We start from the raw sequence: 25,561 nt of genomic DNA on the forward strand, positions 1-25,561 counted from the left end.
TGCGGGGCAGGGTGGCGCACCCGGCGGGCTCCGGCAGGGGCCCGCCGGGTGCGCGAAGGCCCGGATCCTCAGGCGGAGATGCCGTCGATCCGGGCCAAGGCGTCGTCCGCGCCGTAGGGCTGCAAGTACGGCAGCCAGCGCGGGTCTCTGTGGCCGGTGCCGATGATGCGCCAGGCCAGACCGGTGGGCGGGGCCGGTTTGTGGCGCAGCCTCCAGCCCAGCTCGACGAGGTGGCGGTCGGCCTTGACGTGGTTGCAGCGGCGGCAGGAGGCCACCACGTTGTCCCAGCGGTGCTGGCCCCCGCGACTGCGCGGGATGACGTGGTCGACGCTGGTTGCGACGCCACCGCAGTACATGCACCGGCCCCCGTCCCGGGCGAACAGCGCGCGCCGGGTGAGAGGAACGGGCCCCCGGTAGGGAACCCGTACGAATCGCTTGAGCCGGACCACGCTGGGTGCGGGGAGTGTGACGGTCGCGCTGTGCAGAAAGGCGCCGGATTCCTCGAGGCAGACGGCCTTGTTTTCGAGGACGAGGACGAGCGCGCGGCGGAGCGGTACGACGCCGAGCGGCTCGTACGACGCGTTGAGGACCAGGACGTGCGGCACGGGTGCCTCCTTGGGCGTCGGCGGCGCGTGGCTCGCGCCGGGACGATCTGCAGTCAGTCTCCCCTCATGCCTGGTGGACGCGCCACCATGTCCCGGTAACGGGCTGGGAGTGTTTTCGACCACATCTGATTCATCCCCCGTGAGGGGGCCGGTTCAAGCCCAGGTGAGCCGGGTGGTCGCTGTCCGGAACGGCACGGGCACACACAATGCCCCGTTAGTGTGGTGGTTCTGTCCCTCCGGTGTCCTTTCCGTGACCTCGGTGACCTCGGTTTCGTGACCTGGGCCGCCGCACCGGACCGGACTACGCACCATGGAGGTACTTGCCGTGTCCCTGCCCGTCGTCCTGCTGGCCGCCGGTGCGTCGCCGTCCCCGTCGCCGTCGCCCTCGGATTCCGGCGCGCCGATCGTGCCCTCGCTCCAGGACGCCCAGCAGAGCGCGACGAACGCGGCGGACTGGGTGGAGCAGAACTGGTCGACCTGGCTCGCGATGGGGCTGCAGATCCTGCTGATCGTGGTCATCGCGGTGGTGCTGCGGGCGGTGGTGCGGCGGTCGATCACCAAGCTGATCGACCGGATGAACCGGACCGCGCAGGAGGTGGAGCACACCGCGCTGGGCGGGCTGCTGGCCAGCACCGAGCGGCGCCGGCAGCGTTCGCAGGCGATCGGCTCGGTGCTGCGGTCGGTGGCGAGCTTCCTGATCCTCGGCACGGCGGCGCTGATGGTGCTTTCCACCTTCAAGATCAACCTGGCGCCGCTGCTGGCCTCCGCCGGTGTCGCCGGTGTCGCGATCGGTTTCGGCGCCCGGAACCTGGTCACGGACTTCCTCTCCGGCGTCTTCATGATCCTGGAGGACCAGTACGGCGTCGGCGACACGATCGACGCCGGGGTGGCCACCGGTGAGGTCGTGGCGGTCGGCCTGCGGGTGACCAAGCTGCGCGGTGCCAACGGCGAGACCTGGTACGTGCGCAACGGCGAGGTGAAGCGGATCGGCAACCTCTCGCAGGGCTGGGCGACCGCGACGGTCGACGTGACCGTGAAGTCGAGCGAGAACCTGGACCGGGTCAAGAGCACGCTGGCCGAGGTCGGCGAGCGGATGAGCAAGGAAGAGCCCTGGAACGAGATGCTGTGGGGGCCGGTGGAGGTGCTCGGCCTGGACAGCGTGCTGATCGACTCCATGGCCATCCGGGTCTCCGCGAAGACCATGCCGGGCAAGTCGCTGACCGTGGAGCGCGAGCTGCGCTGGCGCGTCAAGCAGGCCCTGGACGCGGCGCGCATCCCGATCGTGGGCGGTGCGACGGCCACGGAGGACGTCGAGACCCCGGACCCGTCCGCGGGCGTCGCCGCTCCCTCGGCCTTCGCCAGCAGCACCTCGCCGCAGTCACTGGAGGCGTCCCCGATAGTCCAGCCCCGGCCCCCGGTGAAGTGACCCGGCGGGCGGGGCACGGTCCGGCGGGCCCGCCCGCGTGAAGGGCGAGGCAGCCGGACACGGGTTCGTGTGAAGGCGGGGCATCCCCGCGCAGGTACGTGTGACGACGGGGCATCCCGGCGCGGGAGGCGCCGCGGGTGCCCCGTCGTCGCGTGCGGGACCGCATCACCGTGCCTCACCCGACCGGCGCTCGCCGCGCCCGCCCCGCCGGCCCTCCCCGCCCCCGGCCCCCTCTCTCTTGACGCCCCCTTCACCCCGGGCTTACGTTCCTGTCGGGAGAATAGGAAACTTTCCTAACAGTGATCTTCCGGGCAAGCCGGACGGCGGCCGGAGAGCGGGGGCGATCATGGCAGGGACCACCGGCACACCAGGGACGCCGGGCACCCCGCGCGTCCTGCGGGCCATGAACGACCGGGCCGCCCTGGACCTCCTGCTGGAGCACGGGCCGATGTCGCGGACCCGGATCGGCAAGCTCACCGGACTGTCCAAGCCGACCGCCTCCCAGCTGCTGGCCCGCCTGGAGGCGGCCGGCCTGGTCCGGGTCACCGGCACCAGCGAGGGCCGGCCGGGACCCAGCGCCCAGCTGTACGCCGTGCACCCGGGCGCCGCGTACGCCGCCGGGCTCGACGTCACCCCGCACCGCCTGCGGGCCGCCGTCGCCGACATCACCGGCCGCACGGTCGGCGAGTTCGAGCTCCCCACCCCCGGCCGGCATCCCGACCGGCCCGTCGTCCGGCAGGTCACCGACGCGCTGGACGGCGCGGTGAAGGCCGCCGGACTCACCCGGGCCGACGTCCACCGGCTGGTGATCGGCACTCCCGGCGGCTTCGACCCGAACACCGGCCGCCTGCGGTACGCCTCCCATCTGCCCGGCTGGCACTCCCCCACGCTCCTCGGCGAACTCGCCGCCGCCCTGCCGATGCCCGTCGAGTACGAGAACGACGTCAACCTCGTCGCCCTCGCCGAGCAGCGGCTCGGCGCCGCCCGCGGCCACGGGGACTTCGTGCTGCTGTGGAACCAGGAGGGCCTGGGCGCCGCTCTGGTGCTGGGCGGCCGGCTGCACCGGGGCTGGACCGGCGGCGCGGGCGAGGTCGGCTTCCTGCCGGTGCCGGGCGCGCCGCTGGTGCGCCAGGTGACCCGGACCAACAGCGGCGGCTTCCAGGAACTGGCCGGCGCCCAGGAGCTGCCGAAGCTGGCCCGCGAACTCGGCGTGCCCGACGTGCCGTCGGGGCCGTACACCGAGGCCGCCGAGACCCTCGTGGCCCGTGCCGCCGACCACGCGGACGGTCCGCACCGGGAGCTGCTGCGGGCCTACGCGACCCGGCTGGCCACCGGTCTCGCCTCGCTCGTGTCCGTACTCGACCCCGAACTCGTCGTCCTCAGCGGCTCGGCCCTGACCGCCGGCGGCGAGGTCCTGCGCGGTCTCGTCCAGGCCGAGCTGGAGGAACTGGCGGCGGCCCGTCCGCGGCTCGTCGTCGGTGACGTCCGCGCGCACCCCGTCCTGCGCGGCGCGCTGGAGTGCGCGCTCGCGGCCACCCGGGACGAGGTCTTCGACACCTCCCGCTGACCCGCACCGCCCCGCACCGCCGCGAACAGCACCGCGCCGCCCCGCACCCCCGCGAGCGGCGCCGCCCCGCCCCCGAACAGCACCGAGCCGAAACGCACCGCGCCACCCGTGACCCGCACCGTACTCCGTACCCGTTCCTTCCACCGCCCGGCCCTGGGAGGCCTCGCCATGCCCGAAGTCATACCGTCCGCCGTCCGCAGGACGGCTTTCGCGCTCACCGCGTCGCTGGCGCTGCTGACCACCGCGTGCACCGGCCAGTCCGGCTCCGGGGCCACCGACGACGCCTCCGCGGAGACGACGATCAACTTCTGGCACGCGTGGAGCGCGCCGAACGAGGTGAAGGCGGTCGGCGCCCTGGTCGCCGGGTTCGAGAAGGCGCACCCCAACATCCATGTGCGCGTGGTCGGCAACATGACCGACGACAAGATCAACCAGGCGCTGCGCTCCGGCGGCGACCGCGCCCCGGACGTGATCTCCTCGTTCACCACCAACAACGTGGGCGAGTTCTGCTCCTCGGGCGCGCTGGCCGACCTGAACCCGTTCTTCGAGAAGTCGCACATCGACCCCGCGACGACCTTCCCGAAGGCGATGAACGAGTACACCCGGTTCGACGGCGTCCGCTGCGCCGCCCCGCTGCTGGGCGACGCGTACGGGCTGTACTACAACAAGACGGCGTTCGCGAAGGCCGGCATCGCGCACGCGCCGAAGACCTGGTCCGAGTTCGAGGCCGACGCCAAGAAGCTCACCGTGCCCCGCGGCGACGGCTACCGGCAGCTCGGCTTCATGCCGGACTACCACGGCTGGGAGTCCACCACGGAGCACTACTTCGGGCAGTTCTCGCCGACGTACTTCGGCAAGGACGGCAGGTCCGCGCTCGCCAGTGACCCGGCGTTCGAGAAGGGCTTCGCGCTGCAGAAGCGGCTCGTCGGCGAACTCGGCGGATTCCAGCGGCTGGAGAAGTTCCGGGCCACGCTCGGCGACGAGTGGGGCCCCCGGCACCCCTTCCACACCGGCCAGGTGGCCATGCAGCTCGACGGCGAGTGGCGGCTCGGCATGGCGCTCGACGCCAAGCCGAAGTTCGAGATCGGGGTGGCCCCGCTGCCCGTCCCCGACGACCAGGAGAAGCAGTACGGCAAGGGCTACATCACCGGCACCATCACCGGCATCGCCGCCACCAGCCGCAAGCAGAACGCGGCCTGGGAACTGGTGAAGTACATGACCACGGACACCGACGCGGTGGTCGGCTTCGCCAACGACATCCACAACGTGCCCTCCACGCTCGCCGCGCTGAAGTCCCCGAAGCTGAAGTACGACCCGCGGTTCAAGACCTTCCTGGACATCGCCGCCGACCCCCGGTCGACCACCACGCCCCCCTCGGTCAACGGCGGCCAGTACCTGGTGACGATCCAGCAGCTGGGCTACGACTACGAGAGCGGCAAGGTCACCGACCTGAAGGCCGGTCTGCGGAAGACGGCCGCGCAGATCGACACCGACATCGCGCAGGCGAAGTAGCCCATGGGCACGGTCACTCTCGCGTCCCGGCGCCGCCGGGCGGCCCTGCGCACCCTCGCCTTCATGTCGCCGTGGCTGATCGGCTTCGCGGTCTTCTTCGCCTATCCGCTCGTCTCCACGGTCTACTTCTCCTTCACGCACTACAACGGTTTCGCCCCGCCGCGGTGGAACGGCGGCCAGAACTGGGAGTACGTCTTCTCGCACTACCCCCTCTTCTGGCCGGCCCTGCGCAACACGCTGTGGCTGGTCCTGGTGACCGTGACCCTGCGGGTGCTGTTCGGGCTCGGTGTCGGCCTGCTCATCACCAAGGTCAGGACGGGCACGGGCGTCTTCCGCACCCTGTTCTACCTGCCCTACCTGGCCCCGCCGGTCGCGGCGACCATGGCCTTCGCGTTCCTCCTCAACCCCGGTACCGGCCCCGTGAACTCCCTGCTGGAGAAGGCGGGTATCCCGGCGCCGGGCTGGTTCAGCGACCCGGACTGGTCCAAGCCGGCCCTGACGCTGCTGGCGCTGTGGGGCGTCGGCGACCTCATGGTGATCTTCATGGCGGCGCTGCTCGACGTGCCCAGGGAGCAGTACGAGGCCGCCGAGCTGGACGGGGCTTCCGCCTGGCAGCGGTTCCGTTATGTGACGCTGCCGAACATCTCGCCGATCGTGATGTTCGCCGTGGTCACCGGGGTCATCCAGGCCATGCAGTACTACACCCAGCCGCTGGTGGCCGGGAAGGTCGCCTCGGGCGTGATCCAGGGCGCGGGCGTCCAGTTCGAGCCCGGCTACCCGGACAGGTCCACGCTCACCCTCCCCCAGCTCGTGTACAACCTCGGCTTCCAGCGCTTCGACTACGGCTCGGCCTGCGTGGTCGCGCTGGTGCTGTTCGCGCTGTCCATGGCGTTCACCGCACTGCTGATGCGGCGCCGGGGCGGCCTCATCCAGGCAGGTGACTGACGATGACCCAGGTGCTCGACAGACCGGCCGGGACCGTCCCCCCGGCCACCCGGGCCGGGCGCGCGGCGCGGCGCGGCGCGGCTCTGGAGTGGGTCGCGGTGCACGCGCTCGCCGTCGCCGCGGCGCTCTTCTTCGTCCTCCCCTTCGTGTTCGTGTTCCTGACCTCGCTGATGAGCGACAGCCAGGCGCTGAGCCGGGACCTGGTCCCGCACCCCTGGGAGTGGGGCAACTACCGGGCCGTGCTGCACACCCCGGGCTTCCTGACCTGGTGGCGCAACACGCTGCTGTACGCCGGGCTCGGCACCGTGCTGACCGTGGTGTCGTCCCTGCCGGTGGCGTACGCGCTGGCCAAGTTCCGCTTCCGGGGCCGGAATCTGTCCCTGATGCTGGTGATCTCGATGATGATGCTGCCCCCGCAGGTCGTCGTCGTCCCGATGTACCTGTTCTGGGCGAAGCAGCTGGACCTGTCGGGGACGCTGTGGCCGCTGATCGTCCCGATGGCGTTCGGGGACGCGTTCTCCGTCTTCCTGCTGCGCCAGTTCCTGACGACGATCCCGGACGAGTACCTGGACGCCGCGCGGGTCGACGGCTGCGGCGAGCTGCGTACGCTGCTGCGTGTCGTGCTGCCGATGGCGAAGCCGGGCATCGCGGCCGTGGCACTCTTCCAGTTCTTCTACGCCTGGAACGACTACTTCGGCCCGCAGATCTACGCCTCCGAGAACCCCGGCGCCTGGACCCTCTCCTACGGCCTGGAGTCCTTCAAGGGCGCCCACCACACCGACTGGAACCTGACCATGGCCGCGACCGTGCTGGTCATGGCCCCCGTGATCCTCGTGTTCTTCTTCGCCCAGAAGGCGTTCGTCGAGGGTGTCACGCTCACCGGAGTGAAGGGATAAGCACCCAGTGAAACTCACCGTGGTCGGCGGCGGATCGACCTACACCCCCGAACTCGTCGACGGCTTCGCCCGCCTGCGGGACACCCTGCCCGTCGAGGAACTGGTCCTCGTCGACCCGGACGCCGCACGCCTGGAGCTGGTCGGCGGCCTGGCGCGCCGGATCTTCGCCCGGCAGGGCCACCCCGGCCGGGTCGTCACGACCTCCGATCTGGACGCCGGCGTGGAGGACGCCGACGCGGTCCTGCTCCAGCTGCGCGTGGGCGGGCAGGCGGCCCGGGAACGGGACGAGACCTGGCCGCTGGAGTGCGGCTGCATCGGGCAGGAGACGACCGGCGCGGGCGGCCTGGCCAAGGCGCTGCGCACGGTGCCGGTGGTCCTGGACATCGCCGAGCGGGTCCGCCGCGCCAACCCCCGCGCCTGGATCGTCGACTTCACCAACCCGGTCGGCATCGTCACCCGCGCGCTGCTCCAGGGCGGGTACCGGGCGATCGGCCTGTGCAACGTGGCGATCGGGCTCCAGCGCAAGTTCGCGGCGCTGCTGGGCACCCCGGCCGGGGAGGTGCACCTGGACCACGTCGGGCTGAACCACCTCACCTGGGAGACCGGGGTGCGCCTCGGCGGCCCCGAGGGCGAGGACGTGCTCCCGTCGCTCCTCGCCAAGCACGGCGACGCGATCGCCGCCGACCTGCGGCTGCCCCGCCGGCTGCTGGACCGGCTCGGCGTGGTCCCGTCGTACTACCTGCGCTACTTCTACGCCCACGACGAGGTGGTCGGGGAACTGCGCACCAAGCCGTCCCGGGCCGCCGAGGTCGCGGCCCTGGAACGCGAACTGCTGGAGATGTACGGCGACCCGTCCCTGGACGAGAAGCCGGCCCTGCTCGCCAAGCGGGGCGGCGCGTTCTACTCGGAGGCCGCCGTGGACCTGGTGGCGGCCCTGCTGGGCGGCTCCGGGAGCCCGTACCAGGTGGTGAACACCCTCAACCGGGGGACGCTGCCGTTCCTCCCCGACGACGCGGTGATCGAGGTGCAGTCGGCGGTGGGTCCGGGCGGGCCCGTACCGCTGCCGGTGCCCGCGGTCGACCCGCTGTTCGCGGGGCTGATGGCGAACGTGACCGCGTACGAGGACCTCGCCCTGGACGCGGCCCTGCGCGGCGGCCGGGACCGCGTCTTCCGCGCGCTGCTCGCCCACCCCCTCGTCGGCCAGTACGACAGCGCCGACACCCTGACCGACCTGCTGATCGCGCACAACCGGGAGCACTTCGCGTGGGCCTGACCGCACCTGAGTCCGCGAGCGTTCTCGCCGTCGACGCGGGCAACAGCAAGACCGATGTGGCGGTGGTCACCGCCGGCGGGGAGGTCCTGGCCACCGCTCGCGGCGGTGGCTTCCGGCCGCCCGCGGTGGGCCTGGACGCGGCGATGGACGCGCTGGCCGACCCTGTCGCCCGGGCCCTGGCGGCGGCGGGGCTGTCCGCCGTCACGCATGTCTCCGCCTGTCTGGCCAACGCCGATCTGCCGGTGGAGGAGGAGCAGTTGACGGCGGCGCTGCACGCGCGTGCCTGGGGCGCCTCGACGGAGGTCCGCAACGACACCTTCGCGATCCTGCGCGCGGGCGTGGCCGAGCCCCGGGGGGTCGCCGTGGTGTGCGGCGCGGGCATCAACTGCGTCGGCATGCGTCCCGACGGCCGCACCGCCCGTTTCCCCGCGCTCGGCCGGATCTCCGGCGACTGGGGCGGGGGCTGGGCGATGGCCGAGGAGGCCCTGTGGCACGCGGCCCGCGCGGAGGACGGCCGGGGCGGCCCCACCGACCTGTCCCGCACCCTGCCCGCGCACTTCGGGCTGCCGTCCGTGTACGCGCTGATCGAGGCGCTCCATCTGGACCGTGTCGACCACGCGCACCGGCACGAGCTGACCCCGGTCCTGTTCGCCACGGCGGCCGCGGGCGATCCGGTCGCCCGCTCCCTGGTGGACCGGCTGGCGGAGGAGGTCGCCACGATGGCCACCGTCGCGCTCACCCGGCTCGGCCTGCTCGACGAGGAGACCCCGGTGCTGCTCGGCGGCAGCGTCCTGACCGCGGGCCATCCGCAACTCGACGACCGTATCGCCGCGTTGCTCTGCGAGCGCGCCCCGAAGGCGGACGTGCGCGTGGTGTCGGCGAGCCCCGTGATGGGCGCGGCGCTGCTGGGCCTGGACCGGCTGGGGGCGGGACCGCGGGCCCAGGAACGGACACGGACGCACTGGGAGGGCTGAACACGGCAGCTTTCAGGCGCATGTGACACCGCGTCTGCTGCGGGTGCGGTGGGGCGGGTGCTCCGGGGCGCGCGCTCCGGGGGAACCGACAGGCTTTGCCCGGCGTGTTCGTGGGCAGGGGTGCTCCAGAACCCGGCCACCGGAAGGCCTCCGCCGCGATCCGGCCGGTATGCCGTGAAGGCTGGTGCGGATGTCCCCGCGGACGGTGATACTGGGCGGCGGACGGATGACCATGGGGGAGGTCAGGTGACACACCCGCCGAAGAGCAGCGCGGCGCCACCGGGGGCGGGTCCCGGCATGCCCGCCGCGCCCGCGGTGCCGCCGCGGCAGGTCCCGCCGCGGCCCGCGACCGCGCCGGCGGCCCGTCGTACCGCGTTCGCCGAGGGCGTCGACGCGGTGCGGGCCGCGGCGACGACGGAACCGGGCCGGCTGCGCATCATCGGGGCCGTACTGGCCCTGCTGGTCGTCGCGTTCGGGGCGGTCACGGCGTGGCAGAGCAGCGAACGCGCGGCGGCCGCCGACGACGTGCTGCACCGCAGCCAGCCGCTCAGCTCCGGCGCCGCCGACATCTACCGCTCGCTCGCGGACGCCAACACGGCCGCCTCCAGCGGGTTCCTGGCCGGTGGCCAGGAGACGGCCGCGTCCCGCGACCGGTACGAGAAGGACATCCGTACGGCCGCCGCGGGTCTCGTCACGGCCGCCGCCAACGCCGAGCCCGGTTCGCCGTCGGAGGCGACCGTCGCCCGGCTGAACACACTGCTGCCCGAGTACAAGGGCCTGATCGAACGCGCCCGCACCTACAACCGGCAGGGCTATCCGGTCGGCGGCGCGTATCTGCGGTACGCGAACGAGAAGATGCAGCGGGAGATGCTCCCTGCGGCCGAGTCCCTGCACACCACCGAGAACCAGCGGCTGAGGTCCGACTACGGGGACGCCACGCCGTACCCGTGGGCGGCGGTCGCGCTCGGCGTGCTCGCGCTGGCCGCGCTCGCCTGGGCGATGCACCGCACCTACCGCCGTACCAACCGCCTCCTCAACCAGGGCCTGGCCGCGGCCACCGCCGCGACCGCGGTCGCCCTGCTGTGGCTGCTCGTCGGGCACACCGTCGCCCGCTCGGGGCTCGACGGCTCCTACGAGCACGGCGTCCGCTCGCTGAACGTGCTGCAGGACGCGCGGATCGCCTCCCTGAAGGCCCGCGGCAACGAGAACCTGAGCCTGGTGGCGCGCGGCGCCGAGACCGTCACGGTCGGCGGCCGGACCTACGACGCCTACTACTACGACTTCGACCGGGATCTGTCGGTGCTCGGCAAGGGCCTCGGGCAGGCCGGCCGGCTCGCCGACGACCGGGCGGGCAGCGCCCCGGTCGAGGAGGCCGAGGCCAGCATGAAGGTGTGGAAGCAGCGGCACGCGGCGGCCCGCACCGAGGACGAGAACGGCAACTACCAGCAGGCGCTGGACAAGGTGATCGGGACCAAGGACGCGACCGGCGCGTGCTTCGACAGCGTCGACGGCAATCTGCGCCGGGCCATCGCCCACGAGCAGGGCGAGTTCCGGCAGGCCGCCGGTGACGGACGGGACGCCATGACCGGGCTTCCCGCCGGCGCCGCGGTCCTCACCGTGCTCGGCGCGGCGGCCGCGCTGGCCGGCATCGGGCGCAGGCTTTCGGAGTACCGGTGACAGGGGGCCAGACGATGGACGCGGCACGGGCACGGGCCTCGCTGCGGGGCTGGGGCGGCGTGGGCGCGATGGCGGTGCTGTGCGCCCTGGCGCTCGCCTTCGTCCTGCTGCTGCCGCGCACCCAGGAGCAGACCGGGGCGGGGACGGCGACGGGCGGACCGGGGGTGACCGGCGGCAGCCAGGCGCGCGCCGATTCCTGCGAGGACTCCGAGGCGCAGAAGCAGACGCTGTCCCCGTCCGGCGCCGACGGGGACACCATCGACGCCATCAAGTCCCGTACGGGCGCCAAGCGCAAGCTGATCGTCGGGGTCGACCAGAACAGCTACCGCTGGGGCTACCGCAACCCCAACGCCGCGGGCGCGGAGCTGGAGGGCTTCGACATCGACCTCGTCCACCGCATCGCCCAGGACATCCTCGGCGACCCGGACGCGGTGCAGTTCAAGGCGATACCGACCAGCAGGCGCATCCCCGCGATCCAGGACGGCCAGGTCGACATGGTCGTCCGCGCGATGACCATCACCTGCGAACGGCTCGGCCAGGTCGCCTTCTCCGCGCCCTACTTCAAGACCGGCCAGCAGGTGCTCGCCCCCAAGTCGTCCCCGATCAAGGGCTATGACGGCACCCTGGCCCACAAGAGGGTGTGCACGGCGTCCGGTTCGACCGCGTACAGCAAGCTGAAGGCCGACCGGGACCGGGGCGCGCTGCCCGCCTCCACCGACATCTCCACGACCGTCCCCAACCAACTCGACTGCCTGGTAAGGCTCCAGCTCGGCGAGGTCGACGCGGTGGTCACCGACGGCGCGCTCGCCGCGAGCCAGGCCGCCCAGGACCCGACGGTCGAGCTCAAGGGCAAGGCGTTCACGACCGAGTACTACGGCGTGGCGATGAAGAAGGACGCGACCGATCTGGTACGCCGGGTCAACCGCGTCCTGGTGGACTACCGCGCGAGCGGCTGGCAGGCGTCGTACGACACCTGGCTGTCGGCGACCCTGGGCAAGGACTCGGGGCCGTCGAAACCGCCCGCGCCGCAGTATCTGCGCAACAGCTGACCCGCCCGGGACCGGGCCAACCACACAGCAGCGAGAGGTGATCGATGGGCGTCACGGACCCCGCCGGGCCGGTGATGGACCGGGACGAGGTGGACCGTGCGCTGGCGCGGCTCGGCCAGGAGCACGAGGCGATCGAGACCTCGCTGCTGGCCCTCCAGGACCACGCGGGCCGCAGACTCCTCGAAGGAGCCGCGCTGACCGGGGTCACCAAGGACCGCTGGGCGGTGACGGAGGTGTCCGTCACCCTGCTGTGGACCTGCTTCGACGCCTACACCGACGCGCTGCGCTCCGCCCGGGAGATCCGCTCCCGGCGCCGCTGGTCCAGCCGCGAGGACCTGGTCGCGCTGACCGGGCTGCTGCGCGGCGACAGCGTCACGGTGGCCGGCGGCGCCGCTCCCCTCGGCACCGGCAGGCTCAGCGAGACCTTCTCGCTGGTCTCCCTGGTCGACCGGATGAACGAGCTGTACGCGTCCTCGCTCGACGTGGTCGTCAGCGCCGACGCGGTCTGGTCGGCGCTGCCCGCGCGGATCGACCTGCTCGCGGCCGAGCTCGGGCGCACCCGCAGGCTCGCCCACTCCGTCGGGGTCCGCCCCGGGGAGCACCCGGCGGGCGACGACCTGGAGCGGATCACCCGCACGCTGACCGGGCTGCGCGAGGACGTGATCAGCGACCCGCTCGCCTTCTGGGTGCCGGCCGAGGGCAGTTCGGCGCCCGGCGGCGGCCGCCCGGACACGACGGTGTACGACCGTGAGGCCCGCGCCCTGGAGGACGTGCGGCGGGAGATCGAAGCCGTGCTGACCGTGCGGCAGGACGCGGAGGAGCGGCTGATCCGGCTGCGGGACCTGCTCTCCCGCGCGGACCGCACCCTCGCCGAGGCGCGGACCGCGCGCGGCGAGGTGCTGGCGAAGATCGCCGCGACCGAGGTGCCCGTGGTCAGCGGGCCACCGACCGCGCTCCAGGAGCAGCTGGCGGCCGCCGCCGAGTACCGGCGCCAGGCGCGCTGGCACCGGCTCTCCCCGCTGCTGGAGTCCCTGGAGCGGAAGGCGGAGGACGAACTGCTGCGCGCCCGCGAGTCGTTGACGGAGGTGACCGCGCCGCTCGCGGTGCGGGCCGAGCTGCGCGGCCGGCTGGACGCCTACCGGGCCAAGGTCGCCCGGCACGGCCTGGCCGAGGACCCGCTGCTCATCGAACGGTACGACGCGGCGCGGCGCATGCTGTGGAGCGCGCCCTGCGACCTGCGCGTCGCCGAACAGGCCGTGCTGCGCTACCAGCAGGCCGCCGCCGAGTCGCTCGGCACACCGCGGGTCCCCCAGCAGGGCGGCCCTCAGGACCACGGGAGTGAGTCGTCATGAGCCAGGCACCACGGGCCTGCCAGCGGCCGGGCTGCGAGGGGGCGTACGAGGACGTCGGCGGCGGTGAGCTGTACTGCGACACCTGCGGTCTGGCGCCGGTCGTGCCGGCGCCGTCCCCGGCCGCGGCCGGGGACGGACTGGTCTCCTCGCCGGCCACCGGGATCACGGGCGGTGGCGCGGAGTCGTCGGGCACCGGCGGTTCCCGCGCGGGAACCCGCGGTTCGCGCACCTCCTCGCAGTCGTCGAGGTCGCGGCGTTCGGTGTCCGGGCGGCTCTCGCGCGCCCAGTCGGGCCGGTCCACGAGCCGTTCGGTGTCGGTGCGCAGTTCGGGCTCGTCCTCCGGCACCTCCGCGCGGGGACGGCTGGGCGCGGGACTGGTCGCGGTGCCGCAGGTGCCGCGGCCCGATCCGGGCGCGATGGCGCTGGAGAACCCGGAGGTGCCCGAGCGCAAGCGGTACTGCTCGCGCTCCGACTGCGGTGCTCCGGTGGGGCGTTCACGCGGTGACCGGCCGGGGCGCACGGAGGGCTTCTGCACCAAGTGCGGCCACCCGTACTCGTTCGTGCCGAAGCTGCGGGCCGGGGACGTCGTGCACGGCCAGTACGAGGTCGCGGGCTGTCTCGCGCACGGCGGCCTGGGCTGGATCTACCTCGCGGTGGACCGGGCCGTCGCCGACCGGTGGGTGGTGCTCAAGGGCCTGCTGGACACCGGCGACCAGGACGCGATGGCCGCCGCGATCTCCGAGCGCCGGTTCCTCGCGGAGATCGAGCACGCCAACATCGTGCGGATCTACAACTTCGTGGAGCACCTGGACCAGCGCACCGGGTCGCTCGACGGCTACATCGTCATGGAGTACGTCGGCGGCAAGTCGCTGAAGGAGATCGCCAACGGCCGCCGCACGCCGGAGGGGCGGCGCGATCCGCTGCCGGTGGAGCAGACCTGCGCGTACGGCATCGAGGCGCTGGAGGCGCTCGGCCATCTGCACAGCCGCAACCTGCTGTACTGCGACTTCAAGGTCGACAACGCCATCCAGACCGAGGACCAGCTCAAGCTGATCGACATGGGCGCCGTGCGCCGCATGGACGACGACGAGTCCGCGATCTACGGCACGGTCGGCTACCAGGCGCCCGAGGTCGCCGAGACCGGCCCGTCGGTGGCGAGCGACCTGTACACGGTGGGCCGTACCCTCGCGGTGCTCGCCTTCGAGTTCCAGGGCTACACCAACGTCTACGTGGACTGTCTGCCCGATCCGGACACCGTCGAGGTCTTCCGGCGCTACGAGTCGTTCTACCGGCTGCTGGTGCGCGCCACCGACCCCGACCCGGCCCGCCGGTTCGCCACCGCCCAGGAGATGGCCGAGCAGCTGACCGGCGTGCTGCGCGAGGTGGTCTCGCTGCAGACCGGGCAGGCACGGCCCGCCCTGTCGACGCTGTTCGGGCCCGAGACGAAGGTCACCGACACCGAGCTGTTCCCGGCGCCGCCCGGTGACGTCTCGCTGCTGGGCGCCCGGCCGGCCGGCGGCAGGAGGGCCCGGGAACGCCTGCGGGCTCCGGCGCCCGGCGGGACACCGGTGGCACTCCCCGCGCAGACGCGGGGGCCCGGGCGGACCCCGCTCACGGCGCCGGTGTCCGGACCCGTCCCGGCGCCCCTGGTCAGGAACGTCGACACGGCCGCGGCCGCGCTCGCGCTGCCCGTGCCGCTGGTCGACCCCGCCGACCCCGACGCCGGTTTCCTCGCCGGTCTCATGGCCTCGGCCCCGGCCGAGCTGATCGCCGCGCTGGAGTCGGCGCCGGCCAAAACCGTGGAGACCCGGCTGCGGCAGATCCGCGCCCTGCTGGAGAACGGCGACCACGGTACGGCGCTGACGCGGCTGGCCGCGCTGGAGGAGGAACGGCCCGACGACTGGCGGGTGGTCTGGTACCGGGGCGTGACGGCCCTGGCCACCGGCGACTTCGAGGGCGCCGCGCTGGCCTTCGACGCGGTCTACGACGCCTTTCCCGGCGAGGCGGCGCCCAAGCTGGCGCTCGGCCTGTGCGCGGAGGTGCTGGGCCAGCTGGACAACGCCGCCGAGTACTACCGGCTGGTGTGGGCCACCGACCCGAGCTTCGTCAGCGCCGCCTTCGGACTGGCCCGGGTCCGCCTCGCGGCCGGCGACCGGGGCGGTGCCGTGCGCACCCTGGAGTCGGTGCCGGAGTCGTCCATCCACTACACGGCGGCCCGGGTCGCGGCCGTGCGCGCGCGGCTCAGGCAGCGCACCGCGGGCAGGGACGACCTGCCGTTCCAGGAGGACCTGACGGCCGCCGCCGGGCAGATCGAGGCGCTCCAGGCGTACGGTCTCGATCCGGCGCGCCGCGAGCAGTTGTCCGCCGAAGTACTCGGCTGCGCGCTGGACTGGATACTCTCCGGAGGTCAGGACGCCGCCGGGCCCGCGGCCGGCGGACGGGTGCTGCTCGGCAGCGGTCTGGACGAGCGGGGCCTGCGTTTCGGTCTGGAGCGCGCCTACCGCACGCTGGCCAGACTGGCACCGGGCGGCGAGGAGAGGATCGAGCTGGTGGAACGGGCCAACCGTTACCGCCCCCGGACGTGGGTGTAGTTGATGTCGCAGATGCCCCAGCAGGCCGCACTGTCGAAGTGCCCGAGCTGCACGGAGCCGCTCGAGCAGGGTGACCTCTTCTGCGGCGCGTGCGGATACGACCTCTCCGTCGTGCCCGCCCCGCCGCAGGACCACCCGACGCTCACCATGACCGGCTCCCCGGTGCCCGGGGAGGCGGTGGGCTGGCCGGCGCCCGAGCCCGGTTCCGGCAGCACACCGCCGGCCGCGCACCGGGCGGCGGACGTGCCTGGTACCGACTCGGGCGGCTCGCCGCTGTCCGGTCCGGGCGCCGGCACCGCCGTACCGCCCATGCCGGCCGCGCCTCCCCCGCCCGTCGTGGCGCCCGCCGTGGCGCCCGCGGCACCGTCACCGGCACCGGGGCAGGCCTCGCCCGGTGTGCGGTTCGACCGGCCCGACGAACCCGACGACTATCCGCTGCAGGCCCCGGACCCGCGCGCCGCCGCCGACCCCGCCGCCGCGCCGGACGGCGCCGCCGGTACCGACGGTGCGGTCTGTGTGGCCTGCCGGGCGGGCCGCGTGGACGACGACGGCTACTGCGAGAACTGCGGGCACGCCCAGCCCCGCGAACGCGACCACATGGAGCGGGAGGAGGGCCCGGTGGCCGCCGTGAGCGACCGCGGCCTGCGCCATCACCGCAACGAGGACGCCTTCTCCGTCGCCCGGACCGCGCTGCCCGACGGCGCGCCGGCCCTGCTGGCGGTCGTCTGCGACGGGGTGTCCTCGGCGACCCGCCCGGACGAGGCCTCGCTGGCCGCCGCCCGCACGGCCGGGGACAGCCTGCTGGCGGCCCTGCCGCGCGGCACGCACCCACAGACGGCTCTGCACGAGGCGATCGTCGCCGCCGCGCGGGCCGTCGACGCGCTGGCGGAGGAGCCCGCGCCGGACCACGAGCACGCCCCGCAGCAGAACGCGCCGGCCTGCACCATCGTCGCCGCCGTCGTCACCTCCGGGCTGCTGGTGGTCGGCTGGGTCGGCGACAGCCGCGTCTACTGGGTGCCCGACGACCGCTCCGGCCCCCCGGCCCGGCTCACCGAGGACGACTCCTGGGCCGCGCAGATGGTCGCGGCCGGGCTGATGAACGAGGCGGAGGCGTACGCCGACGAGCGCGCCCACGCGATCACCGGCTGGCTCGGCGCCGACGCCTACGAACTGGAGCCGCACACCGCGTCCTTCAAGCCGGACCGGCCCGGCACGGTGCTGGTGTGCACCGACGGCCTGTGGAACTACGCGGAGACCGCCGAGGAGATGGCCGAGGCGCTGCCGCGGGACGCGGCCGCACGGCCGCTGCACAGCGCCCGCGTGCTGGTCGGTCACGCCCTGGACGGCGGCGGCCACGACAACGTAACAGTGGCGGTCCTGCCGTTCCCCGCACCGCCGCAGGGGGCAGGATCGGCCTGAGGCCGTAGAACGGCGCCGCACGACGCACCACACACGAGTGCACGACGCACCACACACGAACGCACGACGCACGACCGTACGGGGAAGCAGCGGCGGACCGGAGGGGACCGGTCCGCACCGCACACACGGTCCCGCCGTCGCGGGGGTCCTGGGGGGGATGTGGACAGCATGGCCAATTTCGCGAAGTCGAACGTGCCGCGGTTCTCGATGGACGTGTACCAGAACGAGTACCTGCCGGAGGGCGGCCGCGAGGTCAACGCGATCGTCACGGTGACCGCGACGGGCGGGGGCACCGCCGGGAGCGCGGTCCCGCGGGCGCAGGCGCCGGGGCAGGGGCCGTCCGCCGCGGTGGTGGTGATGGTGGACTGCTCGGGCTCGATGGACCATCCGGCGGCCAAGATGCGCAACGCGCGCGACGCCACCGCCGCCGCGATCGGCACCCTGCGCGACGGCACGCACTTCGCGGTGATCGCCGGCACCCACGTCGCCGAGGAGGTCTACCCGGGCGGCGGGCGGCTCGCGGTCGCGGACGCCACCACCCGCGAACAGGCCAGGCTGGCGCTGCGCCGGCTCGGCGCGGGCGGCGGCACCGCCATCGGGACCTGGCTGCGGCTCGCCGGCCGGCTGCTGTCCTCGGCGGACGTCGGCATCCGGCACGGCATCCTGCTCACCGACGGACGCAACGAGCACGAGTCGCCGCAGGACCTCAGAGCCGCGCTCGACGACTGCGCCGGGCGCTTCACGTGTGACGCGCGGGGCGTGGGCACCGACTGGGAAGTGAAAGAAGTCACAGCGGTCGCCTCGGCGTTGCTCGGCACCGCCGACATCGTCGCCGATCCGGCGCATCTCGCGGGCGACTTCACGCGGATGATGGAGACGGCGATGGGCAAGGAGGTCGCCGATGTCGCCCTGCGGGTGTGGACACCGGTCGGCACGACCGTCAGGTTCATCAAGCAGGTCGCTCCCGCCGTCGAGGAACTGACCGGCCGGCGCACCGAGGCGGGGCCGCGCGCGGGCGACTACCCCACCGGTTCCTGGGGCGACGAGTCCCGCGACTACCACCTGTGCGTGGAGGTGCCGGCGGCCGGACTGGGCCAGGAGATGCTGGCGGCCCGGGTGTCGCTGGTCGTCCCGCAGGCGGACGGCCCGGCGCTGAACCTCGGTTCGCAGGGCCTGGTGCGGGCCGTGTGGACCGACGACATGTCGGCCTCGACGTCGATCGATCCCCAAGTCGCCCACTACACCGGGCAGGCCGAACTGGCCCGGGTCATCCAGCAGGGACTGGACCTTCGCAAAGCGGGCGATTTCGACGGAGCAACGGCCAAACTGGGGCGCGCTGTTCAACTGGCGGGTGAATCCGGGAACGCGGATACTGCGAAACTGCTTGCGAAGGTGGTGGACGTGGTCGACGTCGCGACAGGTACTGTGCGGTTGAAGACGAAGGTCGCCGAGGCCGACGAGATGACTCTCGAGACCCGGTCCACGAAGACCGTCCGCGTGAAGAAGTAATGACGTAGCAGGACTTGCCAGGCCCTGATGAGAAGGGGAAGCGCCGACATGCCGACCTGCCCGAACGGACACCAGTCGGGTTCCGACGACTGGTGCGAGGTGTGCGGTCACCGCATGGCCGGTGCCGTACCCCCGCCCCCGCCCCCGCCGGGCGGAGGCTACGGCTTCCCGCCGCCGCGCGGCGGCTCCGCCCCGGAGCCGGAGCTGTGCCCGCAGTGCCGTACGCCCCGTGAGGGCGGCGCGCCCTTCTGCGAGGAGTGCCGGTGGAACTTCCTGACCAACACGGCCACCTCGTACACCCCGGCCTCACCGCCGGCCGGTCCGGCGTCGCCGCGTTCCTCCCAGCCCCTGTTCCAGCCGCCGAGTTCGACGTACGGCGGCGGTGACGGGTACGAGTACCAGGGGTCGCGGCCCTCGCAGGTGAACCGTCCGGCCGAGCCGATCCCGTCCTTCGGCAGTGAGCCGTCCGGCCCGACGCCGTTCGGCGTCGAGCGCGGCCCGTCGGGCGGCCGGTCCGGTCCGGGTGGCCCCGGTGGACCCGGTGCGCAGGGCGGGTTCGGCGGTCCCGGCGGGACGGCCGGCTCCGGTGGTTTCGGCGGCCCCGGCGGGTCGGGCGGCTCCGGTGGTTTCGGCGGGTCGGGCGGCTCCGGTGGCCCGGGCGGTTTCGGCGGCCCCGGTGGTCCGGGGGGCCCCGGCGGGTCCGGCGGTCCTTCCGGTTTCGGCGGCGGTCAGCGTCCGTCCGGTCCGCCCTCGGGCTTCCCCGGCGCTCCGGGGCAGGGCCCCGGCGGTGCCGGCGGCCAGGGCGGTCCCGGCGGCCCGTCCGGGTTCGGCGGTGGTCCCGGGCAGGGTCCTGGCGGCCAGGGCGGTCCCGGCGCCCAGGCGCCCTCGGCCTTCGGCGGCGCCCCCTCGCGTCCCGCTCCCCCGACCTCCGGCGGCCCCGGCGGTCCCGGCGGCCAGGGCGGTCCCGGCGGTGCCCCGCAGGCGTTCCAGCCCGGTCCGCCCGCGCCGCCCGCGTTCCCGCAGGAGACCGGCCGGCCGTCCGCCGGCGGTCCGGGTCCCGGCGGCGCCGAGGACGACTGGGTGATCTCCCCGCCGTCCGGCGGCCCCGGCGGCGCGCCCGGCGGTTACGGCTACCCGCAGCCCGGCGGTCCGGGCGGCGGCCAGGCTCCGTCCGGTCCCGGTTTCCCGCAGGCTCCGCGGACGCCGCAGGGTCCCACCACCTGGATCGCGACCATCGGCCCCGACCGCGAGTACTTCATGGCGATGATGCAGCGCTCGGGCCCCGAGGCGGCGGGGCTGAACCTGCCCGCCTACTCGCCCGAGCAGCAGCGCACGCTGTCCGGGAACCAGGTCACCATCGGCCGCCGCCGGCACTCCACCGGCGACACCCCCGACATCGACCTGGCGGTGCCCCCGGAGGACCCGGGCGTCTCGCACCAGCACGCGGTCCTGGTCCAGCAGCCGGACGGCGGCTGGGCGGTCGTCGACCAGAACTCGACGAACGGCACCACGGTCAACGGCTCGGACGAGCCGATCCAGCCGTTCGTGCCGGTGCCGCTCGAGGACGGCGACCAGGTGCACGTCGGCGCCTGGACGACCATCACCGTCCGCCGGGGCTGAGCCCGCGGGCACCCGGCGCGGGCACCGTCCGCGCCGGGACGCTCAGGGCAGCGGCCACACGGCCGGGCCCCGCGGATCGTCCAGCCACACCCGGGCACCGTCGCGGCCGACCGTGACGCCGTACCGTTCCCGGCCGGGCATGCCCGCGCGTTCCCACAGCGCGTAAGCCTCCGGCGGGTCGAGGCCGTCCCGGACCAGATCCAGCAGGAAGCGGAACGACTCCTGCTCATAGGCGCCCGGCGGCAGCCCGCCCGGGAACGCCGGCTCCGGACGCGGCCGGATCTCCCCGCGCAGCGGTACGAAGCGGACGGCCGTGGGCAGGAACCGCCCCTCGGCGTGTCCGGCGTCCCTGACGGTCAGCGCCAGCAGGCCGGTGGCCAGCGGGGTCAGCACCCGGGCACCCGGACGGCACTGGGCGAGCCAGGCGCGCGGCACCGTGGGCAGCGAGCAGGTGGCGATGATCCGGTCGTACGGCGCGCGTTCGGGCACCCCGCGCGCGCCGTCCCCGGTGACGACCGCCGGGCGGTATCCGGCCGCGGCCAGGTGCCCGCGGGCCGACTCGGCGATCTCCGGCTCCAGGTCGACCGTGGTGACCAGGTCGTCGTCGCCGAGGCGGTGGGCGAGCAGGGCCGCGTTGTAGCCGGTGCCGGCGCCCACCTCGAGGACCCGGTCCCCGTCGTCCACCTCCAGCGCGACCAGCATCCGCGCCATCAGCGAGGGCTGGCTGCTGGAGGAGAGCAGCTCGCCGTCGCGCAGCCGGGTGGCCAGCGGGCCGTCGTCGTAGGCGCCGCGCGCCCAGCGCTCCCGGACCACCGGGTCCGGGCTCTCGCCCCACAGGCGTTCCCAGCCGTCCTCGCCGTTCACGTAGTAGTACGGCACGAACAGGTGCCGGGGCACCTCGGCGAACGCCTCCCGCCACACGGGGTCCGCCGCCCAGGCCCCGTCGGCGTCGATCAGCCGCACCAGCGCGGCCCGCGCCGCCGCCGCGGCCCCGGTGATCCCCGAGTCGTAGGCGCCCATGCGCCCACAGTAGGCGGAATACGGCCTCCCGGCCCCGGAGGAGGACCGCCGCGCGGCACCGCGGGCGATCCGCGGAGGGCCGGAAAGAACAGGAGACGGCAGAAGAGGACAAGGGGATGACAGGGGGAGGACCTAAGCCCTCCGTCCTCGGTCACCCGGTCTGAGACGATGGACGCGTGAATGAGATTCGGCGCGGCACGCTTCAGGAGCAGACCTTCTACGAGCAGGTCGGCGGTGAGGACACCTTCCGCCGGCTCGTCCACCGTTTCTACGAGGGCGTCGCCGGGGACCCGATCCTCAAGCCGATGTACCCGGAGGAGGACCTCGGCCCGGCGGAGGAGCGGCTGGCGCTGTTCCTCATGCAGTACTGGGGCGGCCCCACGACCTACAGCGACAACCGCGGCCACCCCCGTCTGCGCATGCGGCACGCTCCCTTCACCGTCGACCAGGCCGCGCACGACGCGTGGCTGAAGCACATGCGGGCGGCGGTCGACGAGCTGGGGCTGTCCGAGGAGCACGAGCGGACGCTGTGGAACTACCTGACGTACGCGGCCCGCTCGATGGTGAACACCGAGGGCTGACCGGGCCCGGCCCGGATTCCGGCCGGAACACCCGTTTCCGCAGGCCGCGCGGGGCACCGGCATCCGGTCGCGTGTCGTCCGCATCCGGTCACGATCCGGTATAGACCTGTCGCCGACCGCTTACCGGCCCCCGCCCCCGTCTGCCAGCATCGCCCGGAGATCGAAAAGGTACGGGCAGGTCCGGCCGGTACGGACGACACGGGGGCAGGATGACGGGGTTCGTCGTCTCACGCGCGCGGGCACATCGCCTGCTGCTCGGCGCGGCGTTGCTGACGGTGGTGCTGACCACCGCGGTGCTGGCGACGTTCACCGCGTACTCGGGGGCGCTCGGGGACGCGGCGCTGCGCCATGTGCTGGGCGAGCCGCGCTACGCGGCCGACACCGCGCTGATCGTCAAGGCCGACACCCAGCCCGCGGGCGAACGGGCCGCGGCCGACGCCGCCGTACGCGAAGGCGCCCGCAAGACCTTCGACGGGCTGCCGGTGACCGTGCGGACGCTGCGCCGCTCGGGCCCGTACGCCCTGCCCCGCTCGCTCCGGCCGGCCGGCCACCGCTCGAACGACCCGGAGCTGACGCACTTCGCCGCGCTGGACCTCGGCCAGGTGCGGCTGACCGCCGGCCGGTTCCCGGCGACGGCCCCGGGCGACGTCGAGGCGGCCCTCCCGGAGACGGCCGCGCGGGCGCTCCGTCTGAAGCCCGGCGCCCGCCTCACCCTGGCCGACCGGCTGGGCGGACGGCCGGTCCGGGTACGCATCACGGGCCTGTACCGTCCGGTCACCGTGACCGCGCCGTACTGGAAGCTGGACGACCTGCTCGGACGCGGGGTGAAGGAGGTCGGCTTCACCACCTACGGGCCGCTGCTCGCCGCCCCCGCGACCGTCACCGGCGGCCGGGTGAGCGGCGGTCCGCAGGCCTGGCTGGCGTCGGCCGACTTCTCCACGGTGACGACCGGGCGCATCGGGGCGCTGCACGAGGCGGCGGCCAAGGGCAGCGTGGCGCTGCGCACCTCCGGCCCGCCCGGCACCACGATGTCGGTGACCTCGCTGCCGGACGTCCTGGACCGGATCGAACGCTCGCTGCTGGTCTCCCGCTCCACGCTGACGGTCGTCGCACTCCAGCTCGTCCTGCTCGCCGGGTACGCGCTGCTGCTGGTGGCACGGCTGCTGGCGGCCGAACGCGCCGCCGAGACCGCGCTGCTGCGGGCCCGCGGCGCCTCCCGCGCCCGGATCGTGGGCCTCGCCGCCACCGAGGCGCTGCTGCTCGCCGTACCCGCCGCGCTCGTCGCCCCGCTGCTCGCCGGCCCGCTCACCACACTGCTCGCCGGGCACGGCCCGCTGGCCCGGATCGGCCTGCGTCTGGCCGTCCCCGCCGCCGGCGGCCCCGCCGTGTGGCTGACGGCGGCCGGGGTCGCCCTGGGCTGCGCGCTGACGGCGACCCTGCCGGCCCCGGGCGGCGCCAAGGGCACCCGGACGCGGGCCGCGGGGGCGCGGCGCACCGCGCGCTCCCTCCTCCGGCCGGGCCGCGCCGCCTCCGCCGGCCCCGCACGCACCCGTACCCGGCGCGACCTGCTCCCGTCCGCCGGGCGCGCCGGTGCCGACCTCGGGCTGCTGGTCGTGGCCGGGGTGGCCTACTGGCAGCTGGACCGGCAGAGCACCGGGGCCGTGTCCGCCGACCGGTCGGGGGCGCTCGGCATCGATCCGCTGCTGGTCGCCGCGCCCGCGCTGGCCCTGCTCGCCGGAACCGTGCTGACGCTGCGGCTGCTGCCGCCGGTGGCGCGGCTCGCGGAGCGCTGGGCGGCGGCGGGGCGGGGGCTGCCCGCGGCGCTGGCCGGCTGGCAGTTCAGCCGCCGTACGGCGCGCGGCGCCGGGCCGGTGCTGCTCCTCGTGCTCGCGGTGGCGCTCGGCATGCTGGCCGTCGGACAGGCCGCGTCCTGGAAGGGCTCGCAGAACGACCAGGCCGACTTCCGCGCAGGGGTGCCGGTCCGGGTGACCGACGGGGGAACGGGCGGCCCCGGCCGCAGCGACCTGTACGCGACGGTCCCCGGGGTGCGCGAGGCCGCGCCCGCCGTCCGCACCGGGCAGTCGCTGTCCGGCGACCGTACGGCGACCGCGCTGGCGCTGGACACCGGGCACGTGGCGGACGCGCTGCTGATACGCCGGGACCTGACGGACGTTCCGGCGCCGAAACTGCTCGCCGGGCTCGCGTCCGGCGGCGCGGCGGCCGGGACCGCGGTGCCGTCGGGCACCGCCGAGCTGCGGCTGTCGGCGGTCCTGCGCGACTCCGTGCCGTCCGGGACCGCCCCCGACGTGACCGTCTCGTTCGAGGACCGGTTCGGGGTGCCGTTCCAGCTGCCGGCGGACCGGCTGGTCCCCGACGGCCGCCCGCACACCCTGACCGTCGCCCTCCCCTCGCCGCTGGGCCGGGTCACCCTCACCGGGTTCAAGCTGTACCTGTCCCAGCCGCACGGATCCGGCGAGGAACACCGCCTGACCCTGCGCGAACTGACCGCCGTCACGGCGGGCGGCCAGGCGCGCCGGCTGGCGCTGCCGGTCCGCTGGACGACGGCCGTGGACACCGACGGCAACGGCTTCCCCGGCCCGCGGACCAGCCCCACCCGGCCGAAGGCGGCCACCGGCACCACGCCCTCCTTCACCTACCGCACCGGGTACATCCCCGGTGACGACCGGTGGAGCGCCGCGAGCCTCACCTACCGCTTCCAGGTGCCGCAGCCCGTGCCGCACGAGGTGGCGGCCGTGGCGACCGACCGCTACCTGGACTCCGTCGGCGCACACACCGGACAGCGCGTGGAAGTGGTGTTCGGCGGCCAGAACCTGCCGGTGCGTCTGGTCCGGTCGGTGCGGGCGCTGCCCACCACCGTCGACCCGGCGCTGTCCGGCGACCACGACGGAGGAGCCGTGCTGTTCGATCTGCGCGCCGCGAACCAGGTGCTCCAGGCCCGGTACGGGGAGGGCGCGGCCCCCACCGAGTGGTGGCTGGACACCGCGCCGGGCCGGGCGGCCGCGGTGGCCGCCTCCCTGCGGGCCCTGCCGGACGTGGATCCGGGGCAGGTGGTGGTGCGGGACGAGATCGCGGCCGAGCTGCGCGACGACCCCTTCGGCGCCGGTCCCACGGCCGCCTTCACCGCGGCGGCCGTGGTGGCCGCCGTGCTCGCCGCGGTCGGTTTCGCGGTGGGAGCGGCCGGTTCGCTGCGGGCGCGGGAGGCGGAGTTCGCGGTGCTGCGCGCGCTCGGCGCCCCGCGCCGCCGGCTGGCCCGGTCGATCGCCGCCGAACAGGCCGTCCTGGTGGGCCTGGCGCTGGCGGTGGGGGTCGCGCTGGGCGCCGTACTGGCCCGCAGCGTCCTGCCGTTGATCGTGCTGACCGGCGAGGCCACCCGGCCCGTGCCGGAACTGGTCGTCCGGCTTCCGTACGGACAGGTGGCGGTGCTGCTCGTGGCGGTCGCCGTGCCGCCGCTCGCCGTCACCGCAGTGCTGTCGGCGCGCCGCGCGAACCCCGCGCGGTCGCTGCGTGAACAGGGAGGTGAATGA

18 protein-coding genes are annotated in these 25,561 nt (G+C 74.3%); 16 read left to right on the top strand and 2 right to left on the bottom strand.

The window, feature by feature from the left end:
- Positions 1 to 68: 68 nt before the first annotated feature.
- Entirely contained in the window at positions 69 to 605 is a 537-nt protein-coding gene (locus tag ACIPRD_RS26535; RefSeq protein WP_356397279.1) for an HNH endonuclease, read from the bottom strand.
- 310 nt (positions 606 to 915) lie between these two features.
- Here ACIPRD_RS26535 and ACIPRD_RS26540 point away from each other — a divergent pair, with 310 nt between their 5' ends.
- The 14 genes from ACIPRD_RS26540 to ACIPRD_RS26605 all read left to right on the top strand — a co-directional run bounded on the left by ACIPRD_RS26540 (position 916) and on the right by ACIPRD_RS26605 (position 20,415).
- Entirely contained in the window at positions 916 to 2,031 is a 1,116-nt protein-coding gene (locus ACIPRD_RS26540) for a mechanosensitive ion channel family protein (protein ID WP_356397276.1), read from the top strand.
- 346 nt (positions 2,032 to 2,377) lie between these two features.
- Positions 2,378 to 3,598 carry an ROK family transcriptional regulator gene (locus ACIPRD_RS26545; RefSeq protein ID WP_356397273.1) on the top strand — a complete coding sequence of 407 codons (1,221 nt, stop codon included), beginning with the start codon at positions 2,378 to 2,380 and terminating at the stop codon, positions 3,596 to 3,598.
- Between the two features lie 168 nt (positions 3,599 to 3,766).
- Complete coding sequence (locus ACIPRD_RS26550; RefSeq protein WP_401566533.1) at positions 3,767 to 5,110, top strand: ABC transporter substrate-binding protein; 1,344 nt, start codon at positions 3,767 to 3,769, stop codon at positions 5,108 to 5,110.
- 3 nt (positions 5,111 to 5,113) lie between these two features.
- Complete coding sequence (locus ACIPRD_RS26555; RefSeq protein ID WP_356397267.1) at positions 5,114 to 6,055, top strand: sugar ABC transporter permease; 942 nt, start codon at positions 5,114 to 5,116, stop codon at positions 6,053 to 6,055.
- Between the two features lie 2 nt (positions 6,056 to 6,057).
- Complete coding sequence (locus ACIPRD_RS26560) at positions 6,058 to 6,951, top strand: carbohydrate ABC transporter permease (RefSeq protein ID WP_401566536.1); 894 nt, start codon at positions 6,058 to 6,060, stop codon at positions 6,949 to 6,951.
- 7 nt (positions 6,952 to 6,958) lie between these two features.
- The gene (locus ACIPRD_RS26565; RefSeq protein ID WP_401566539.1) at positions 6,959 to 8,224 is read left to right on the top strand and encodes a 6-phospho-beta-glucosidase; all 1,266 of its coding nucleotides are present in this window, start codon (positions 6,959 to 6,961) and stop codon (positions 8,222 to 8,224) included.
- Positions 8,215 to 9,198: a BadF/BadG/BcrA/BcrD ATPase family protein gene (locus ACIPRD_RS26570; protein WP_356397259.1), complete on the top strand. Its 984-nt coding sequence runs from the start codon at positions 8,215 to 8,217 to the stop codon at positions 9,196 to 9,198. The genes ACIPRD_RS26565 and ACIPRD_RS26570 overlap by 10 nt, the downstream gene beginning before the upstream one ends.
- Before the next feature lie 297 nt (positions 9,199 to 9,495).
- On the top strand, positions 9,496 to 10,875 hold the full coding sequence (locus tag ACIPRD_RS26575) for a hypothetical protein (protein ID WP_401567026.1): 1,380 nt from the start codon (positions 9,496 to 9,498) through the stop codon (positions 10,873 to 10,875).
- Between the two features lie 14 nt (positions 10,876 to 10,889).
- Positions 10,890 to 11,924 carry a glutamate ABC transporter substrate-binding protein gene (locus tag ACIPRD_RS26580; protein WP_401566542.1) on the top strand — a complete coding sequence of 345 codons (1,035 nt, stop codon included), beginning with the start codon at positions 10,890 to 10,892 and terminating at the stop codon, positions 11,922 to 11,924.
- Between the two features lie 44 nt (positions 11,925 to 11,968).
- Positions 11,969 to 13,276 carry a hypothetical protein gene (locus ACIPRD_RS26585; protein ID WP_401566545.1) on the top strand — a complete coding sequence of 436 codons (1,308 nt, stop codon included), beginning with the start codon at positions 11,969 to 11,971 and terminating at the stop codon, positions 13,274 to 13,276.
- A complete protein-coding gene (locus tag ACIPRD_RS26590) occupies positions 13,273 to 15,867 on the top strand; it encodes a tetratricopeptide repeat protein (protein WP_401566548.1) in 2,595 nt (864 codons plus the stop codon). Before ACIPRD_RS26585 ends, ACIPRD_RS26590 begins: the two co-directional genes overlap by 4 nt.
- A gap of 3 nt (positions 15,868 to 15,870) precedes the next feature.
- Positions 15,871 to 17,286, top strand: coding sequence for a protein phosphatase 2C domain-containing protein (locus ACIPRD_RS26595; protein ID WP_401566550.1), 1,416 nt, complete (start codon positions 15,871 to 15,873; stop codon positions 17,284 to 17,286).
- A 168-nt stretch (positions 17,287 to 17,454) separates the two neighbouring features.
- Positions 17,455 to 18,795, top strand: a complete 1,341-nt coding sequence (locus ACIPRD_RS26600; protein WP_401566553.1) for a VWA domain-containing protein — start codon at positions 17,455 to 17,457, stop codon at positions 18,793 to 18,795.
- A gap of 48 nt (positions 18,796 to 18,843) precedes the next feature.
- Positions 18,844 to 20,415 carry an FHA domain-containing protein gene (locus ACIPRD_RS26605; protein WP_401566556.1) on the top strand — a complete coding sequence of 524 codons (1,572 nt, stop codon included), beginning with the start codon at positions 18,844 to 18,846 and terminating at the stop codon, positions 20,413 to 20,415.
- 42 nt (positions 20,416 to 20,457) lie between these two features.
- Here the strand turns inward: ACIPRD_RS26605 and ACIPRD_RS26610 are convergent, their stop codons facing one another.
- On the bottom strand, positions 20,458 to 21,435 hold the full coding sequence (locus ACIPRD_RS26610; RefSeq protein ID WP_356397236.1) for a methyltransferase domain-containing protein: 978 nt from the start codon (positions 21,433 to 21,435) through the stop codon (positions 20,458 to 20,460).
- 176 nt (positions 21,436 to 21,611) lie between these two features.
- On the opposite strand from ACIPRD_RS26610, the gene ACIPRD_RS26615 reads away from it, so the two are divergent.
- Positions 21,612 to 22,016, top strand: a complete 405-nt coding sequence (locus ACIPRD_RS26615; RefSeq protein WP_356397233.1) for a globin — start codon at positions 21,612 to 21,614, stop codon at positions 22,014 to 22,016.
- 209 nt (positions 22,017 to 22,225) lie between these two features.
- Complete coding sequence (locus ACIPRD_RS26620; RefSeq protein WP_401566560.1) at positions 22,226 to 25,561, top strand: FtsX-like permease family protein; 3,336 nt, start codon at positions 22,226 to 22,228, stop codon at positions 25,559 to 25,561.

Source organism: Streptomyces sp. NPDC090108, from assembly GCF_044747185.1.
In the GTDB taxonomy this organism is placed as follows: Bacteria; Actinomycetota; Actinomycetes; order Streptomycetales; family Streptomycetaceae; genus Streptomyces.

Bases quoted from the DNA above. Each gene is read 5' to 3' on its own strand.
- ACIPRD_RS26540 (WP_356397276.1), top strand. From the start codon at position 916: ATGGAGGTACTTGCCGTGTCCCTGCCCGTCGTCCTGCTGGCCGCCGGT.
- ACIPRD_RS26545 (WP_356397273.1), top strand. From the start codon at position 2,378: ATGGCAGGGACCACCGGCACACCAGGGACGCCGGGCACCCCGCGCGTC.
- ACIPRD_RS26550 (WP_401566533.1), top strand. From the start codon at position 3,767: ATGCCCGAAGTCATACCGTCCGCCGTCCGCAGGACGGCTTTCGCGCTC.
- ACIPRD_RS26555 (WP_356397267.1), top strand. From the start codon at position 5,114: ATGGGCACGGTCACTCTCGCGTCCCGGCGCCGCCGGGCGGCCCTGCGC.
- ACIPRD_RS26560 (WP_401566536.1), top strand. From the start codon at position 6,058: ATGACCCAGGTGCTCGACAGACCGGCCGGGACCGTCCCCCCGGCCACC.
- ACIPRD_RS26575 (WP_401567026.1), top strand. From the start codon at position 9,496: ATGCCCGCCGCGCCCGCGGTGCCGCCGCGGCAGGTCCCGCCGCGGCCC.
- ACIPRD_RS26580 (WP_401566542.1), top strand. From the start codon at position 10,890: ATGGACGCGGCACGGGCACGGGCCTCGCTGCGGGGCTGGGGCGGCGTG.
- ACIPRD_RS26585 (WP_401566545.1), top strand. From the start codon at position 11,969: ATGGGCGTCACGGACCCCGCCGGGCCGGTGATGGACCGGGACGAGGTG.
- ACIPRD_RS26590 (WP_401566548.1), top strand. From the start codon at position 13,273: ATGAGCCAGGCACCACGGGCCTGCCAGCGGCCGGGCTGCGAGGGGGCG.
- ACIPRD_RS26595 (WP_401566550.1), top strand. From the start codon at position 15,871: ATGTCGCAGATGCCCCAGCAGGCCGCACTGTCGAAGTGCCCGAGCTGC.
- ACIPRD_RS26600 (WP_401566553.1), top strand. From the start codon at position 17,455: ATGGCCAATTTCGCGAAGTCGAACGTGCCGCGGTTCTCGATGGACGTG.
- ACIPRD_RS26605 (WP_401566556.1), top strand. From the start codon at position 18,844: ATGCCGACCTGCCCGAACGGACACCAGTCGGGTTCCGACGACTGGTGC.
- ACIPRD_RS26610 (WP_356397236.1), bottom strand. From the start codon at position 21,435: ATGGGCGCCTACGACTCGGGGATCACCGGGGCCGCGGCGGCGGCGCGG.
- ACIPRD_RS26620 (WP_401566560.1), top strand. From the start codon at position 22,226: ATGACGGGGTTCGTCGTCTCACGCGCGCGGGCACATCGCCTGCTGCTC.